At 44.9% G+C, this 17076-nt stretch carries 16 protein-coding genes; 2 read left to right on the forward strand and 14 right to left on the reverse strand.

Translation table 11 applies throughout. The annotated features are described in order from the left end of the window. Positions 1–19: 19 nt before the first annotated feature. The 8 genes from infB to DWW81_RS00450 form a co-directional block, all read right to left on the reverse strand. The gene (gene infB, locus DWW81_RS00415) at positions 20–2572 is read right to left on the reverse strand and encodes a translation initiation factor IF-2 (protein ID WP_242989548.1); all 2553 of its coding nucleotides are present in this window, start codon (positions 2570–2572) and stop codon (positions 20–22) included. Between the two features lie 28 nt (positions 2573–2600). Continuing rightward, entirely contained in the window at positions 2601–2933 is a 333-nt protein-coding gene (locus tag DWW81_RS00420; protein ID WP_038670206.1) for a 50S ribosomal protein L7, read from the reverse strand. Further along, positions 2926–3195 (reverse strand): YlxR family protein, encoded by a 270-nt coding sequence (locus DWW81_RS00425; protein ID WP_038672821.1) that lies wholly within the window; start codon positions 3193–3195, stop codon positions 2926–2928. The genes DWW81_RS00420 and DWW81_RS00425 overlap by 8 nt, the downstream gene beginning before the upstream one ends. Beyond that, the gene (gene nusA, locus DWW81_RS00430) at positions 3185–4261 is read right to left on the reverse strand and encodes a transcription termination factor NusA (RefSeq protein ID WP_117892165.1); all 1077 of its coding nucleotides are present in this window, start codon (positions 4259–4261) and stop codon (positions 3185–3187) included. The genes DWW81_RS00425 and nusA overlap by 11 nt, the downstream gene beginning before the upstream one ends. Positions 4262–4334: 73 nt before the next feature. Beyond that, positions 4335–4829: a ribosome maturation factor RimP gene (gene rimP / locus DWW81_RS00435; protein ID WP_117896607.1), complete on the reverse strand. Its 495-nt coding sequence runs from the start codon at positions 4827–4829 to the stop codon at positions 4335–4337. A 215-nt stretch (positions 4830–5044) separates the two neighbouring features. Continuing rightward, positions 5045–5443 (reverse strand): hypothetical protein, encoded by a 399-nt coding sequence (locus DWW81_RS00440; protein ID WP_242988935.1) that lies wholly within the window; start codon positions 5441–5443, stop codon positions 5045–5047. A gap of 39 nt (positions 5444–5482) precedes the next feature. Next, positions 5483–6400, reverse strand: coding sequence for an LCP family protein (locus DWW81_RS00445; protein WP_022287251.1), 918 nt, complete (start codon positions 6398–6400; stop codon positions 5483–5485). Between the two features lie 122 nt (positions 6401–6522). Further along, positions 6523–7179 (reverse strand): SLOG family protein, encoded by a 657-nt coding sequence (locus DWW81_RS00450; RefSeq protein ID WP_242989549.1) that lies wholly within the window; start codon positions 7177–7179, stop codon positions 6523–6525. A gap of 80 nt (positions 7180–7259) precedes the next feature. Here DWW81_RS00450 and alr point away from each other — a divergent pair, with 80 nt between their 5' ends. Both alr and DWW81_RS00460 read left to right on the forward strand, forming a co-directional pair. Beyond that, a complete protein-coding gene (alr, locus tag DWW81_RS00455; protein ID WP_117856891.1) occupies positions 7260–8423 on the forward strand; it encodes an alanine racemase in 1164 nt (387 codons plus the stop codon). A 16-nt stretch (positions 8424–8439) separates the two neighbouring features. Beyond that, positions 8440–9717 carry an amidohydrolase gene (locus tag DWW81_RS00460; protein ID WP_117896608.1) on the forward strand — a complete coding sequence of 426 codons (1278 nt, stop codon included), beginning with the start codon at positions 8440–8442 and terminating at the stop codon, positions 9715–9717. A 98-nt stretch (positions 9718–9815) separates the two neighbouring features. On the opposite strand, the gene DWW81_RS00465 is transcribed toward DWW81_RS00460, so the two are convergent. The 6 genes from DWW81_RS00465 to DWW81_RS00490 form a co-directional block, all read right to left on the reverse strand. After that, the gene (locus DWW81_RS00465) at positions 9816–10610 is read right to left on the reverse strand and encodes a zinc ribbon domain-containing protein (protein ID WP_117896609.1); all 795 of its coding nucleotides are present in this window, start codon (positions 10608–10610) and stop codon (positions 9816–9818) included. Between the two features lie 35 nt (positions 10611–10645). After that, on the reverse strand, positions 10646–11149 hold the full coding sequence (locus DWW81_RS00470) for a hypothetical protein (protein ID WP_147338942.1): 504 nt from the start codon (positions 11147–11149) through the stop codon (positions 10646–10648). A 69-nt stretch (positions 11150–11218) separates the two neighbouring features. Beyond that, on the reverse strand, positions 11219–11980 hold the full coding sequence (locus DWW81_RS00475) for a zinc ribbon domain-containing protein (RefSeq protein WP_117896611.1): 762 nt from the start codon (positions 11978–11980) through the stop codon (positions 11219–11221). A 178-nt stretch (positions 11981–12158) separates the two neighbouring features. Next, positions 12159–12989, reverse strand: a complete 831-nt coding sequence (locus tag DWW81_RS00480; protein ID WP_117856903.1) for a purine-nucleoside phosphorylase — start codon at positions 12987–12989, stop codon at positions 12159–12161. Positions 12990–13003: 14 nt separating this feature from the next. Continuing rightward, on the reverse strand, positions 13004–15955 hold the full coding sequence (locus tag DWW81_RS00485) for an ABC transporter permease (protein WP_181982937.1): 2952 nt from the start codon (positions 15953–15955) through the stop codon (positions 13004–13006). A gap of 42 nt (positions 15956–15997) precedes the next feature. Beyond that, positions 15998–17050, reverse strand: a complete 1053-nt coding sequence (locus DWW81_RS00490; RefSeq protein ID WP_117896613.1) for an efflux RND transporter periplasmic adaptor subunit — start codon at positions 17048–17050, stop codon at positions 15998–16000. Positions 17051–17076: the final 26 nt, after the last annotated feature.

Here is a 17076-nt window from a genome sequence, read left to right on the forward strand (position 1 = left end):
CGTCCCGTAAGCATGCTTATCAATCTCTGTATTCTTCCATATAGAACGCCTCGAAAATGTCGCCCTCCTTGATATCGGTGAACTTTTCAAGAGTGATGCCGCACTCAAAGCCTGCGGCAACTTCCTTGGCGTCGTCCTTAAATCTCTTGAGGCTTGACATCTTATCCTCGGCGATAACGATACCGTCTCTTACGACTCTTATCTCGTTATTTCTGCCCACCTTACCATCAAGAACGTAAGAACCTGCTACAGTACCAACATTGGATATCTTGTAGACCTGTCTTACTTCGATACGAGCTGTTTCCACCTCTCTGTACTTAGGAGCGAGCATACCCTTCATAGCATCTGTTATTTCTTCTATTGCATCATAGATTATTCTGTAAAGTCTGATATCAACGCCGCTCTGCTCTGCATTCTGCTTTGCAACTGGGTCAGGACGAACGTTAAATCCAACGATGATAGCGTTTGAAGCGTTTGCGAGCATAACGTCGCTCTCAGATACAGCACCTACGCCGCCGTGGATGACCTTAACTCTGACCTCGTCATTTGAAAGCTTTTCAAGTGACTGCTTAACGGCTTCAACTGAGCCTTGAACGTCAGCCTTGACGATGATAGGAAGCTCTTTCATTTCTCCCTCAGCTATCTGGCTGAACAGGTTGTCGAGAGTTACCTTCTGATGCTGCTGGAACAGTTCTTCCTTAGCTTCATGCTTTCTCTGCTCAACAAGCTCTCTTGCAAGCTTTTCGTCTGCAACTGCGTTGAAAACGTCGCCTGCACTTGGAACTTCGCCCAGACCTGTTATCTCAACAGGTGTTGACGGGCCGGCTTCCTTAATGCTTCTGCCCTTATCGTTTGTCATCGTTCTTATACGTCCGACAGAAGTGCCTGCGATTATAACGTCGCCTGACTTCAAAGTACCGTTCTGAACGAGGAGTGTAGCAACAGGGCCTTTACCCTTATCAAGTCTGGCCTCGACAACAGTACCTCTTGCAAGTCTGTCAGGGTTAGCTTTAAGCTCCTTGACCTCTGCAACGAGGAGAATGTTTTCAAGAAGCTCGTCGATACCCATACCGGTCTTTGCGGAAACAGGAACTGCGATAACATCGCCGCCCCATTCCTCGACAACGAGGGACTGCTCTGTGAGCTGCTGCTTAACTCTGTCAGGATCTGCGCCTTCTTTATCCATTTTATTGATAGCAACGATTATTGAAACGCCCGCTGCCTTTGCGTGGTTGATAGACTCGATAGTCTGCGGCATGATACCGTCATCAGCGGCAACAACGAGGATAGCGATATCTGTAACGTTCGCACCTCTTGCTCTCATGGCTGTGAAAGCTTCATGACCAGGAGTATCCAGGAACGTTATCTTCTTTCCCTCATACTCTACCTGATAAGCACCGATATGCTGTGTGATACCGCCTGCCTCAGTGTCAGTAACGTGAGCGTTTCTTATTCTGTCGAGGATAGATGTCTTACCATGGTCAACGTGACCCATAACGACAACGACAGGGCATCTTTCCTGCAGGCTCTCCTCCGGATCTTCGTCAGTTTCGATAAGTCTTTCTTCTATTGTAACGTGTACTTCCTTTTCAACCTTTGCGCCAAGCTCTTCTGCAACAAGTGCGGCGGTATCAAAGTCGACTACCTCATTGATAGAAGCCATTACGCCAAGACCCATGAGTTTTTTGATGACCTCGGTAGCTGTTACTTTAAGTCTGCTTGCAAGCTCTGAAACAACGATCTCGTCAGGTATCATGACCTTGAGCTGCTGCTTTCTTGCTCTTTCAAGCTCCAGTCTGCGAAGCTTTTCGCTCTCAGTTTCCTTCTTATGTGAGAACTGCTGTTTCTTTCTCTGCTGAGATTTCTGGGTGAGTTTCTGCTTCTTTGTGAAGTTATCCTTGCTCTTGTTCTGCTTTGAGTTTGCAAGGTTATCATACTTCTCGTTATACTTATCAAGCTCTATATAGCTTCCTCTTGTGTCGATAGTTCTCTGTGTGCCGAATGAATCGTTATCCTCAGAGATAGTATATCCGCCTGAAGCTTCTTTCTTATCAGAAAAACCGCCAAGCTGCTGACGAACGCCATGCTCTTTCTTCTTTGCTGGCTTCTGTGGAGCTGGCTGCTTTTTCTTCTGTTCAGGTGCAGGCTGTTTTGTTTCGGCCTTGACCTCCGGCTTCTTTTCCACCTTTGGCTCTGCCTTAGGCTCAGGCTTTGCTTCCGCCTTTGGAGCCGGCTTAGGCTCAGGCTTTGCTTCTGCCTTTGGAGCCGGCTTAGGCTCAGGCTTCTTTTCAGCCTTTTTCTCCTTTTTCTCAGCCTTTACAGGCTTCTTATCTGCCTTCTTTTCTTCCTTGGCAGGCTTTACGTTATTTGCATAGAAAGCATCAAAGCTGTCCACCTGATTGTTCTGTGTATAATACTCCAGAACATAAGAGATCTCCTCAGGGGTAAGCACTGACTGTGTTTTCTTTGGCTCTCCGCCGAGCTTGCCAAGACACTCGATAAGGTCGTTATTTGTAACTTTCAGATCCTTAGCCATATCGCTAAGCTTATATTTAGTTGTTTTCATACTCATAGGCTATAAAATACCTCCTCAATAAATGCTAAATGCTATAAAACTCATTTTCGTCTATAGGGATCTCCTCAAGCCCTTTGGCGCAAGCCTTTGCGAAGCCTCCTTCGCAAATAGCGATAACGCCTGTTCTTTTGCCAAGGCCAAAATGGATATCGTCCATTGTCATGCCAAGACTGTAAAGCTTTATCCCGTTTTTGTAGCAGTTGAACTTTATCTCTTTAAGAGATTTAGGTGAAAAATCCGTTGCCGCAAACACTGCGCAGGCTTTGCCTGTATTGCAGGCATCCTTCACCATATCCATACCCATTACAAGCTTTCCTGCTTTTCTGCACATTGTAACAAGCCCTATTTTATTATTCATTTTCCCTAAGCTCGCCCTCCATGCTGTTATATATATCCTCGCTTATCATGCAGGAAAAGCTTCTTTCAAACTTTCTTGCTTTTCTTGCTTTTTCAAAGCATTCGACGCTTTTGCATATATAAGCGCCTCTGCCTGATTTTTTGCCTGTGAGGTCAAGGGAGATATCCCCCTCTTTTGACTTCACCACTCTGATAAGCTCTCTCTTGGGTTTCATTTCACCGCACCCAAGACACATTCTCATTGGTATCTTCTTAGTTTTCATCATCAGCAGCCTCAGCCTTTGCAGAGCTTTCGGATACAATATCTATTTTATAGCCTGTCAGACCTGCGGCAAGCTTTGCGTTCTGACCCTTATTACCGATAGCAAGTGAGAGCTGGTTATCAGGAACAGTAACACGGCACTCTCTTACGCCCTCCTCTTCGCTGAGAACAACGTTTATTACCTCAGCCGGAGCAAGAGCCTTTGCGATAAACTGTGCAGGGTCTTCGCACCAATTGATAACGTCTATCTTCTCGCCCTTAAGCTCGTTCACAACAGAAGTTATTCTTGACTTTCTAGGACCGATACAAGCGCCTACAGCGTCAACATTAGGGTCCTTTGAATAAACCGCTATCTTGCTTCTTGCGCCTGCAACTCTTGAAATAGCCTTTACTTCAACAGTGCCGTCTGCTATCTCAGGAACTTCAAGCTCAAAAAGTCTTTTAACAAGCTCTCTGTGAGTTCTTGATATCTTGATAGAAGGCTTTCTGTCAGGGTTTGCGATACCCACAACATATACCTTGATGATATCTCCTGCCTTGAGTGTTTCGCCCGGTATCTGCTCGTTTCTTACAAGATAAACTTCGTTCTTGTCGATAGTAAGTATAGCGTTCTGAGTAGCAGGCTCGACCTTCTGGACTGTGGCAGAAACGCACTCATGCTCCTTATCGTGATACTGCTCGATAAGTCTTGCTCTTTCAAAATCCTTGATATCGTGCTTGATAGACTGCTTTGCATTCTGAGCGGCAACTCTGCCGAACTTTGCAGGGTCGAGAGGTATCTCCACCATATCGCCCACCTTGATGTTAGGGTCATAGACCTTTGCTTCGTCAAGGAAAATCTCGTTGTCAGGGTCGTCAACATACATAACGTCCATAACTTCCTTGAGAATCCTTATATCGAGCTTTCCTGTAACAGGGTCGATATCCACTCTGATATTCTCGCAGTAAGGATAATCCTTCTTGATAGCCTTTTCGATACCTGATTTTATTTTCTCAATAAGTATATCGCTGCCAATATTATTTTCCTTTTCCAAATCCGTCAGAGCTTCAAAAAATTTGCTGGTCATTTCCTTATTCATTTTCTGATCAATCCTTTCACACTTGATTCGGGCTTTGCCCATATTTATTAAATTTCTTCATTCAGAACAGGTCTGCGTCATCATTGAGCTTTACATAAGCACAATCTGCAAGCTTGAACTCTACATTCTCCACGCCGTTCATATCCTCGTCCAGCTTCTGACAAAGTATCTTATCCTTGTCATATCCCACAAGACCCACAACGAACTCTTTTTCACCGTTTTCGTCAGGTCTTATGAGCCTTACCCTTACAACGTCGCCTATGCAGACCTCAAAATGCTCGGGTCTTCTAAGCTCTCTGCCAAGTCCGGGACTTCCGCACTCCAGCACATAGCTCTGAGCTATAGGGTCTGCCTCGTCAAGAGCCTTGTTCATCGGTCTTGTGAAAGCCTCGCAATCGTCCATATCTATGCCGCCGTCCTTGTCGATAAGCACCCTGAGGTACCACGTTGCTCCCTCCTTTTCAAACCTTACGTCCCAAAGGAAAAAGCCAAGCTCGTCTGCGATAGGCTGTGCAAGCTCTCTTACTTTTTCTACCGTAGTTTTCTTTACTTCCATACAGCACCTCCGTTAATGCTTCCCAAAGCAAAGCCATCAGGCTTTGCCATGAAAAAAAGCCCCATACAAAACCAAAAGACCGGAAGTCAAGTTCCAGTCTTTCATTAAAAGCCTATTGTGATTATTATACCACACAAAACAATTTTTTGCAAGGACATTCAAAAGTTTTTAATGAAAAGAATTAAATATTATGTTAATAGTCTGTAAACATTTCATCAACTGACGTTCTTTTCATTCTCCTCAGGGATATCCTTAGGTTTTGCTTTTTCTTTATCCACGGGTTTCTTCACTGTTCCCTCGACGAAATCCAGCGGAACGGTGAACATTATTCCCGTATTGGGCTGAGATAGATCGCCCACAGTATTATAAACTATTTTTCGTGCGGTATCCAGCTGATTATTCTTTATTACCGACAGGATAGTTCTGTTATCCTCGTCGCCGCTGAAAAGTCCTCGGATAGAGGCGCTGAGAAAGCTGCTGTCAAGTCTTGAAAGGGTCATTGCCATACCTGACGACTCGATTATAGTCGCACCCTTTATGCCTGCTGCTGAAAGTCCCTCCAGCAAATAGTCAAGCACGTCTGTTTTATTAAGGATTATGACCAGAAGTTTCACGTTATATCGCCCCCTGTTAAAATTTCAGCCTTTACGTTTTTACTTCTCCGCTGCTGACGGTGCAGTATCTTTGAGCATTGTCTGAACGCTCTCCTTGAACTTATCAGACACCTTAAAGTGAGAATCGTCCGTCCACTCGCCCTCTGGCACAAGAGCTTCTGCAGGAGTAAGGTTCTGATCCAGCATATCCTTGAGATATGACTTTTCTTCCTTATACTGTGCACTTGTCCAATCGGTATCGCTGTTTGCGGTGAATATATTATAGAAGTTATCAAGATTATCCTTAGTGATATTCGTCTGCTGGAAAGCGTTGTTTATAAGCATTGTGACCGCAGTTCCAAGGAACTTCATATTACCGTTCCTGCCCTCTTTGAAAACAGGATACTGACAGATAAGTCTTATCTGATGACCGCTGAGGTTAGTCAGATCGCCGCTTGGGATAGCGATATCGTTCTCGTCATTATCCTGAGAGAGATAGTAAAGCTCCTCATCAGGAGTATATGTAATTCCACCCACAATATCCGCCGCATTCTCGAATGCGTCATTTGTGAGAGAAACGTAATTGTCTATAGTGATACCGAAAGTGTCTGCAACGGCTGCTTCAAGCTTCACCATGCCGCCCTCTTCGTGTATCTCACGCATTGTCTGGCTTCCGCTCACTGTGAACGCTGAAACAGGCATTATGATTATCTTCTTTGCGTCCGGTGCAACTCTTATGACTGTTGCGTCTGCAAGAACGCCCTTGCTGTTCACTCTTGCAAAAAGGGTATTATAAACCGGGCTTTTTATGCCTGCGTCGCTGTCGCTGTCGTCATTACCGATAACGCCAAACTCTCTGAGGGCATACAGTGCAAGCATGCCGATAACAAAGAGGAATATTATCATTGTTATGAAGTAGACCAGAGCGATAGGAGCCTGAGATCTTCTTTTTTTCTTGTGAGCTTTCGTCTGAGCCATGTTATTGATCTCCTTACTTTCAAATATATACAGGCAGGCATACTGTCCGCCATATTTTCATATATAAACTTTTTCGGAAAAATTCTCGAAAACTATTGAACAATTTGCAATTTAGGTGTAAACTAAATAGGACGGCTGTCTGAGTCTGAGTCGATATAAAAAACAGGATTATCGTCAAGGCATATGATGTTCAGCGTAAGGCCTGCACGCTTTGCCATGTTTATGGTCTGCAAAGTGCCTGAGCCTTTGGCTTTCTCTTTTATGACCCCGATCACACGAGAGGAATGTTCAACCATAAAGCTGTTTCGCTTTTTATAGCAGCCGTTTTCATACTTGGGGCTTGTTATCACGACCGCACTGCAAGAGTTCAGAATAAGCGAATATGTATAGCTGTCCAAGGGCGTTTTCATCTCTGTGCGCTGACCTGCATAGGGCAGAACGCACACGAGCTTCATATCCTTATATTCGGGCTGAGCCGAAAGGCTGTGGACTATCTCAGCACAGCGCAGGTCGATACCTTTTGACATACCTGATATAAAAGTACGGCAGCCTTCGCTATATGCTTCCTTTATCATAAGGACGAGCATACTCAGGAGATTTTTCATACCCTGCTTATGGACATCGCCGCCGAAAGGCAGATCCCTGTCCCTATGACCTGTAAAGCAGCAAGAGGTATCTCGGTTGCAGAAAAATTCTTCTGCGGGGACGATATTACTCACATCAAAGCCTCCTGAAAGATTTGGCGACACAATGCCCATGATAAGAACATTATAACACATTGATTTATCTTTTTCAATAGAAAATGACAAATATTTTGTGCAAAGGCACAATTATAAAACCGAAAGGGAAGAAAAATAAAATGGATTTTTTGAAGAGAGCATGGGCTGAGGTAGATCTTGACAGCATTGAATACAATCTGAAAGAATACCGCAGGCTCATAGGGGAAAAAACAGAGATAATGTGCGTTGTAAAGGCGAGCTGCTACGGACATTTTGACAACGGAGTAGTTCCGTTTCTTGAAAACGAGATGGACATTCGCTGGTTTGCGGTATCGAACATACACGAAGCCCACAGGCTCAGGGATATGGGCATAAAGGGCGAGATACTCATTTTGGGCTACACACCTCCTGAGAATGCGAAGTGGCTCACAAAGCTTGACATCATTCAGGCTTGCACAGAGCTTTCTTATGCTAAAGCACTTTCAGAAAACGCTGACGGCAAGGTACGCATACACGCCGCTATCGACACGGGCATGACGAGGATAGGTCTTCACGGGGAAACCGACAAGATATACGGTGAGCTTAAAGAGATATCGAAGCTTGAAAACATTGCGCTGGAGGGCATTTTCACCCACTATGCGGTGGCTGACAGCCTGAGAGAGCAGGACGAGAAATACACAAAGGCGCAGACGGAGAAGATACTTGCCGTTGCTGACAAATGCGAAGCAGAGGGGCTTCACCTTGAAAAAGTGCATTTTCTCAACTCAGCCGGCGGAGTATACTATTATAATGAGAGAAGCTCTCTTGCAAGGCTTGGAATAATACTTTACGGGCTTTATCCTGACCCTGCAAAGGCTCTGCCTTTTGAGCCAAAGCCAGCTATGGAATTTAAGGCGGCTGTTGCGCAGGTAAAATACATAGACAATGGCACTGACGTAAGCTACGGCAGGACTTACACTGCAAATGGCAAAGTGAAGCTCGCAACTGTTACGGCAGGCTATGCAGACGGATATCCCAGAGCGCTTTCAAACAAGGGATATGTGCTTATCAACGGAAAGAAATGTCCTATCACAGGCAGGATATGTATGGATCAGTTCATGTGTGATGTAACTGAGGTAGAGGACGTAAAGGCAGGGGACGAGGCTGTCCTCATAGGCGCACAGGGAAATGAAAAGATAACCGCCGACGATATCGGCAAAATGACAGGAACGATAGGCTACGAGATAGTTTGCGGAATATCTGCAAGAGTGCCGAGAGTTATCTCACGCCACGGAGAGCAGACGGCTGTTCTTGAAATAGAGTAAGGGAGGATAAAGAGCTATGATAAGATTTTTCGGCGGCAGGGTAATGACCCTTGCCAACGGCATAGAAACGCAGGATATAGAGGTCTGGACGGAAGGCTCAAAGATAGTTTTCGTTGGCAAGCCTAAGGCTGAGGAGCTTGACGGAAAGGTTTTTGAACGTGAATATGACCTCAAGGGAAATCTCCTTATGCCGTCATTCAAAAATGCGCACACACATTCTGCAATGACTTTTCTGCGATCATATGCTGACGATATGCCTTTGCAGGACTGGCTTTTTAAGCAGATCTTTCCAATGGAAGCAAAGCTTGACGGAGAGAAAGTTTACTGGCTCACGAAGCTTGCTATACTTGAATATCTCACAACAGGCTGTACGGCGGCATTTGATATGTACTTTGAGCTTGACGATTATGTAAAAGCTTGCATAGAAAGCGGCTTCCGCTCTGTGCTTTGTGGTGCGGTGAGCGGTGACAAGTCTAATCTTGAAAGGCTTGAAAACAACTATCTGAAATACAACAATGTTGACCCTCTTATAAGCTTTATGCTTGGCTTCCATGCAGAATACACCTGCGAAAAGGAGCTTATGGAGGGCGTTGGCAAGCTTGCGGCAAAATACAAAGCGCCTGTTGCAATGCACAACTCGGAAACCGCAAAAGAAGTCAGAGAGTGCATAGAGAAATACGGCATGACGCCAACTGAGCTTTTTGACAGCTTCGGAATTTTCGACTTTGGCGGTGCAGGCTTTCACTGCGTTCACATGAGCGACAATGATCTTGAGATATTCAAAAACAAGGGCGTATGGGCTGTTCACTGTGCAGGCTCTAACGTAAAGCTTGCAAGCGGCATTGCGCCTATCGTAAAAATGCAGGATATGGGCATAAACATCGCTATCGGTACTGACGGTCCTGCAAGCAACAACTGTCTTGATATGTTCAGAGAAATGTTCCTTATGACAGGCTTGCAGAAGATAGCTTGCGATGATGCTTCTGCCTGCCCTGCTGACTCGGTGCTGAAGGCGGCAACTGTAGGCTCTGCAAGGGCAATGGGGCTTTCAGACTGCGACATTATCGCAGAAGGCAAGCAGGCTGACCTTATCGTTATCGACCTTTTTCAGCCTAATATGCAGCCTCTTAACAACATAGGCAAAAACATTGTTTACAGCGGTTCAAAGCAAAACGTAAAGCTCACGATGTGTGCAGGTAAAATGCTTTATGAGGACGGCGAGTTCAGGATAGGCGAAGAGCCTGCGGTTATTTACAAGAAAGCTAACGAGATAATCGAGAGTATGAAAGATTAAAGTGCAGGGGCGACCTTGGGTCGCCTTTATCTTTTACGCAGTACAGTATTGACACACAAAAAAGGGACGCTTTGAAACGTCCCTTTTTACATTATATTCTATTCTTCAAAGAAAAATGCTTCGTCAGCTGTATCGTCAGCCTCGTCTGCCAGTGTTATCACTGCACAGCCATTTGAGCTTTCGTCCTTTTTTCCGAATATCTGATCTCTGAAAAGCCAGAAAACGTCAACGCAGATAACAGCAAGTATAAGAATGATAAGTATTATCGGCACAAGTGCGCCTGCACCCTTTCCAGGTGTAACGCCGTTCATTTGATTCATCTGATTTGGCTGGATAGGCTGTCCACCCTGATTCATCTGTGGCATTGCATTGTTCACAGGCTGAGCAGGCTGCTGATAGCCCTCTGGTGTAAGAACTCTTTCAGGCTGCTGAGGCTGTGGGGCAACGTTCGGTGTTTCAGCAACTGTTGGCGTCTGAGGTATTTCCACAGTTCTTGAAGCCATTGCAACTTCCTCGGCTGTCGGCTGTGCAGGCTGAACAGGCTTTGCAGGCTCTTGTCCTGGCAGATAAACGCTGTCCATAGTCGGCATATCAGGAGTCGTTGGCGGAATAGTCTGATTTTGCACAGGAGTATCGTCAAAATGCAGCTCAGGCACTTCGATAGACTCCATTTCAGGATTTCTTTCGTCCACTACAGGCTCGTCGGCAGGCGTTTCGTCCTGCGGCACGACTGTTCCGCAGACGTTACAGAACTTAGCCCCTGCGTTAAGTGTGTTTCCGCACACTGAGCAGATCTTGCTCTTTATAAGCTTCTGCGGCATTCTTGTTCCGCAGGCAGCGCAGAACTTTGCGCCGTCGGCAACAGGCAGACCGCATTTTGGACAATTTTCCATATTAATACCCTCTTTTCATATTATTATTGATCCCCTCAGCCCTTTTGGCTGAGATCAAATTTTTCGATAACTTTCCCGAAAATATACCAGTTGTTTTCTATTTTGACCACTGTTATCTCACGGCTGGCAGACAGCTCGCCGCTGTCGGTGGTCTCTGTGAGCTTTGCTGTCATTTTAACAGCTTTTTTTATAGTCACATTTTTGTGATAGCTTTCCTTATAGCTTTTTTCAAGGTCTTTCAAGCCGTCGCTGTCAAGCTCTTTTTTATTGCTGAGCTTATAAGAAAGCTCTGTTTTATCCTCGCCCCTTGTGAGCAAAGTTTCCGCAAGGGCTTCGTTATAGCTGTCGCTGTTTTTATACTCCGCCTCCGCTTCCGGGGTAAAGCAGGAAAGATATGACTGTGTATCGCTATACTGTGCCGCTGTGACAAGTGTCGCCACGGGCTGTTCATATCCCAGAACCGCTCTTTCTTCCTTTCCGCAGGAGCAAAAGAGCATTGCCACACACAAAAGCATACACAGAACTGATATTTTTTTCATTGTGCAAACACCGTATTTTTTCAAAAACGGGCGGAAAATTCTCCGCCCGTTACTGATAGTTTATATATCTTAGAAACCTGTGCTTATTGGAAGGTCGCCCTCGTCCAGAAGTACCCATGTGCCGTCCATCTTGCCAACAATAACAGTTGTCTTGTCGGTCTTGTCAGCGTCTTCGCCTTCGATAGTGTACTTGATCTTTACCTTGTAAGCCTTTGTGAGCTTATACTTCTTAGCCTTTTTAACACTAAGTACAGAGGCAAGATCTGACATATCGTTGTAGCTGTCGATATCGTCTGAGTCTACCTCAGTCTTTTTAACGACCTCATAGCTTATCTCAGCGTCATCGCCGTATTTCTTTGTAAGTCTATCTCTCTGCTTTTCAGCCTCTTCATCAAAATCCTCGTCGCTTATCTCAATGATACCGTCCAGAGCGTCTGCCATATCTTTATAATAAGGAGGCATAAGCTCTTCATAAGCCTTACCGTCACCGTCATTGAGAACGTCCATAACGTTATTGATAGGAGTTTTCCAGCTTCCACCGCCGAAGATCAGACAAAGGATAACGACTACCAAAATAACAAGCACGAGCAAAACTGCCAGAACTGCGATAGTGAGCTTATTAGGCTTGTTTTTCAGATTTTTGATATTTTCAACAGAAACAGCGTCCTTGATAGCGTTCATGTCAATATTCTTGGCTGCCTGCTGAAGATTTGCCATTGGTGAAGCGGTCTGCTGTGCAGGCTGCTGAGGTGCTATTGTTGCACCGCACTGAGTGCAGAAAGTCGCATTGTCGTTAAGCTGAGCTCCGCACTGTCCACAAAATTTTGCCATATAATTCTCTCTCCATATTCATTATAATTTTTTTGAAGACATTTACTTCATAATAATATATTAAACTAAAGCGTTTGATTTGTCAATAGTTTTTCACAAAGTTTAGCAAAAAAGTACACATCATCAGCCCTTTTCGCACATTTGTTACATATTATTTTGAAAAAGCTGTTACAAAACCTTAAAGCTGTTTACCTATTCTTATAATGCTTTCTGTGATAAGCTTTTTGAAAAGGGGAGCAGCCTTGTCTGCACATTCCTGAACTTCAGCATGAGTGAGAGGATTATCCGTCATGCCTGCTGCAAGGTTTGCAACGCAGGATATTCCGCAGACTTTCATGCCTGCATGATTTGCGGCGATAGCCTCGCAGGCTGTTGACATTCCCACTGCGTCAGCACCGATAGTTCTTGCCATTCTTATTTCCGCAGGGGACTCGAAAGACGGTCCGGTGAGCTGGAGATAAACGCCATGGCGGAGGGTTATGTCAAGATCTTCTGCCGCACCTGAGATGATATCCCTGAGCTTTTTGTTATATATCTCGCTCATATCAGGAAATCTTGTTCCAAGCTCGTCGATATTCTTGCCAATAAGAGGATTAGGAACAAAGCTTGAGATATGGTCTGTTATAAGCATGAAGTCGCCTGCCTTGAAGCCTGCGTTCACTCCGCCCGATGCGTTTGTAAGGAAAAGCACCTTTGCGCCCAACATTCTCATAAGTCTTGCAGGCAGCACAACGTCCTCCATTGCATATCCCTCATAATAATGCACTCTGCCCTGCATTATAACAACAGGCACTTCTCCAACATATCCGAAAACGAACTGACCCTTATGACCCTCTACCGTTGATGTAGGGAAACCCTCTATATCCTTATAGCTGAGGGTGTATTTCACGTCTATGGAATTTGCATAATCGCCAAGACCTGAGCCAAGCACAAGGGCTACCTTTGGCTCAAAGTCTATTTTGCTTTTTACGCACTCATAACATTTTGTAAGCTTTTCATAAGCTGTCATAAAATTTCCTCCTATCAATCCTCACCAAGCTTCAACGCCTGACTTATCTTTATCTTCTTTATAAGTCTGCCAAGCACCACAAAGGCTGTGAGCAGCATTACTCCTATAACTGCATAAAGCTTCAGATAATCGCTGCGTTCAGGTATCACTGCAAACGGCGGCACTGACTGGCTTGCGTCGAAGATGCTCTGGAACAGCGGTACGAAAAGGTCGCTTGTTACGCCGCCGATAAAGATAGCGGCGAATATTGCAACGCCTGACACCAAAAGCTGTTCATAGACTATCATCATTATTATCTCTCTGAACTTCATTCCCATTGCTCTTAGGATACCAAACTGCAAAGTCCTGCTCTTTATGGAGAGTATCCAATAGATAAGGAAGCCTATTATGCACATCACCATGATGATGATAAAGCCGAGAGTGAGAGCGCCGTTCATGCCCTGGAGCATAGGGTCGTTTTTCTTTTCTATGGTCTGCTGGCTTGCAGATTCAAGGGTGAGGGGTTTAATGCCTGCTTTGTCTATTGAGTCATAAAACTCCTGAACGGAAGCTCCGTCTTTGAGCTTGAACCATACCTCATAAGGCTCCATGCTTGTCTGAACGTTCACATAATCGTAGTTCATAACGGCAAAGTCCATATAACCGCCGTTTTTCGCCTCTTTATAAGGGCTTAGTCCCGGCCAGTAGTCAACAAAGGCAAGGACGGTCACTTCAAAGGGCTCGTTTCCGCCCCACTTACACTCTACAGTATCACCAAGCTCCAGACCGTAGCTCTTGAAGCTTGAAGAGAGGATAACTCCCGGGGTGTACTCTGCGAGGGCATTCAGGTAGTTATTTAACTGAACCGGCAGAAGTCTGTCCTCAAATTTGCAGACCTTTGAGAAATCGCTTGGCACTATGGTCATAAGCTGGACATTGCTTGTTGAGCTTTTGCCTGAGCTTGTGTCAACGCTTTGGTCAAGGAAATCGTCACGGGTCTTTTCCTCATCGTCAGACTTTGTCTGCTGTCTTGGAACGTTCATTTTGTTTGAAGATATGGTCACGTCGTCTTTTCTGAAAACCTTTGTGACATTTTCCACTCCTGCGAGCTTTTCAAATCGCTCAAAAACAGGCTCTACATACTGTATGGTAGTTTCTGTATCTTCTTCGTCGCTTTCTTCGGAAGTCTGCTTTGTGCCTGATTGAGCTGTCTGAGATGCGCTTTGAGGAGTGGTCTGCTGTGCAGATTCTATTTTACTGCTATACCACTGCTCTGTAAGAACAGCGTCGCAGCCAACCCCATAGGCAACGCTTTCCTCTGCATTTCTGTTCAAGGCTCTTGCGGTATTCGCAAAGAACACGCCCAATGATACAGTAAGAACAAGGAACAGCATCAAAAATCTTTCCCTGCCCGTTGAGGAGCGACCGATATTAGTCAGTGAAACATACTGTGCAGGCGACCACACTCTTCTGCCTATTCTTGCGAGAAGCCTTATTATATAAGGATATATCCTTATAAGAAACAGACCAAGGCCAAGTATAAAGGCAGTGGAAGCCACGAACATTATAGGGTTTACTGTTGCGGTGGTGTCTGTTACGCCTTCTGCAACAAGCTTTTCCTGAGTTTTGTTGTAATAATAAAGCCAGCCAACTGAACCGCCCACAAGGATAAAATCAAGGCAGACCTTTTCCCACAGAGCGTGCTTTTTCTTTTTGGCTTTTGACTGCTTATGCTCAACAATAGTTGTTTTTGTGGCAGGAACGATCGGTATCATAGTTGTGACAAAGAACACTGCCACGGCTATTGCCGCATAGACGACAGCTTCTATTGTCATATGAACAGGGAGCGAACGCCTGTTGACAAACTCCAAGAATCCGTTTGACGCACCAAGTACCTTGCAAAGTCCAAGACCTGCGAATGGTCCTATTATAACGGTCAGAACGCCCAGTACGAGAGATTCCAGAGCATAAATGCCCATTATCTGCAAGCGGCTTGCTCCACGGCTTTTAAACACCGCTATCTCGTTACGCTCCTGCTCAACGTTGAGCTGCGACACCATAAAGAGATAGAATATTATCATAAGTATGACAGGTATCTGCAAAAGCCACAAAACAAGCTGGAGCTGTGATGAACGGCTCTCATAGTCCTTGAGGATATCTGAGGCAGGCATCGAAAAGCCTATGGAATTTTCACCAAAATAGGTCTTTTGCTTTGCTATCATTTCGTTTGTGCTTGCAAGGTCAGTCATATCCATGGAAGCATAATCCACCGCATAGTTATGGACAGCCTTTGTGATATTCACAACGCCAGTATCAACGCAATCCCCGAGCATTGTGTCATAATCTGTAAAGACAACGGCTGTATACTGAGAATCAAGACCCTCTGCCCAATATGCGTCATTTTCGTCCTTAACGTCAAAAACGCCCACGATCTCTATTTTTATTGACTTGTTATCATCAAACACGTCGGCTATCTCATATACTGTGTTTATAGCAAGCTCTGTGCTTTTCAGGGCTTTTTCTGTGGCAACGCACTCGTAAACGCCGTCTGAACGCTTGCCTGCAGTGAACATTCTGCCCTGCTTTATGCTGATATGGTCAGAAATATCCGTCATACCGCCGAGAGTGAACCTTGCCTGCGAATTGCCATCTGAAACGGCAAGTGAACGCACATAGAGATACTCGTCACTTATATACTTCTTATCAAGCTTTTCAGGCAGACCAAGCTCCTTGAACTTAACCTCCACTTTGTTATTATAATTCTCAACAGCTTTCTGCTGCTCGCTGCCTGAGATATCCATTTTCAATCCATAGCTGGTATTATACGCACCTGGATAGATCTCATATTCTGTCTGGAACGACTCAAGATCCTTTACAAGCATTCTTTGCAGAGAAGCGTTCATATAAATAGGGATAGTGCTCATCATGGCAGACGCCATAACAAAGCCTATCAGCAGGCAAAGCACCATCCATTTGGTGTTTCGCATTTTACGGAACAATAAGGTGAACATAAGCTTATCCTTTCAAACCTATCTGATAACAATTTCGTCGCCCTCTTTAAGACCCGATTTTATCTCGGTCTGAGAGCCTGTAGAAAGTCCTGTTTCCACTTCAACGGCAGTTTTTTCACCGTTTTTCAGCACATAAACTACCTTTGTGCCGTCAACCTTTTTTATCAGATTATTTGAGATAACGATAGCGTCCTTTACGCTGTCAAGGACAAGTATCGTATCTGCAAGCTGACCCACTGTTTCCGCAGGGGCGGTATCCTTGAAACGAACATAGATAGTATCCGCCTGATAATCTATACCTGTATCGTCAACATTATTGTGATCCTCATTCTGCTCAGCCTGATAATCAGCAAGCTTTTTAGGAGTCATAAAAACAACACCGTCATAATAATCCTCGCCTATCCTTATCTGCACTTCTGTGTCGATATCATACTGGGTGAGGTCGTCAGGCTGTATTGCGATATAAAGAGCCGAAGTATCTATAACAGTTGCGATAGTCTGACCAGGATTTACGTTGTCGCCTGCTCTTACGTCAGAGAGTGACGAAACAACGCCGTCTATAGGTGATTTCAGGCTTGAATCCTCCTTCTGAGCCTGAAGCTTTTCAAGCTCTTTTTCAAGGAGCTGCACGTCAACATAAGCAGAGTCTATCTCTGCTTGGGAGCCGCCGCCCTCATAAATTATATCAACTTTAAGCTTTGCTTTTTCGAGATAAAGCTGTTTTTCTTCTATCTGATAGTCAAGGTCATATGTATCAAGGTCACAGATAACATCACCCTTTTTGACCTTATCGCCTGCTTTTACATAAAATTTTGACACTGTGCCGCTCTGCTTTTCATAAGAAAGAGTATACTGATTTTCCGCTGTGACAGTGCCTGTTGCGACTATCTTCTTTTCAAGGTCTTTTTTCTTTGCCGTCACTGTGGAATATGTAACATCGCTTGCCTTCACGGTCGGCGCATCGAGGACTTCCTCCTCGTCAGGAAGCAGATAGCAACCCCCTGCGGAGAGGCACATTATCGCTGATACTGCGGCAGCAAAAAGCTTTTTTAAATCAACTTTTATATTCATGTTCAGACTCCTAACTGAATATTTTT

The organism is Ruminococcus sp. AF17-1AC (genome assembly GCF_003461385.1).
GTDB classification, from domain to species: domain Bacteria; phylum Bacillota; class Clostridia; order Oscillospirales; family Ruminococcaceae; genus Hominimerdicola; species Hominimerdicola aceti.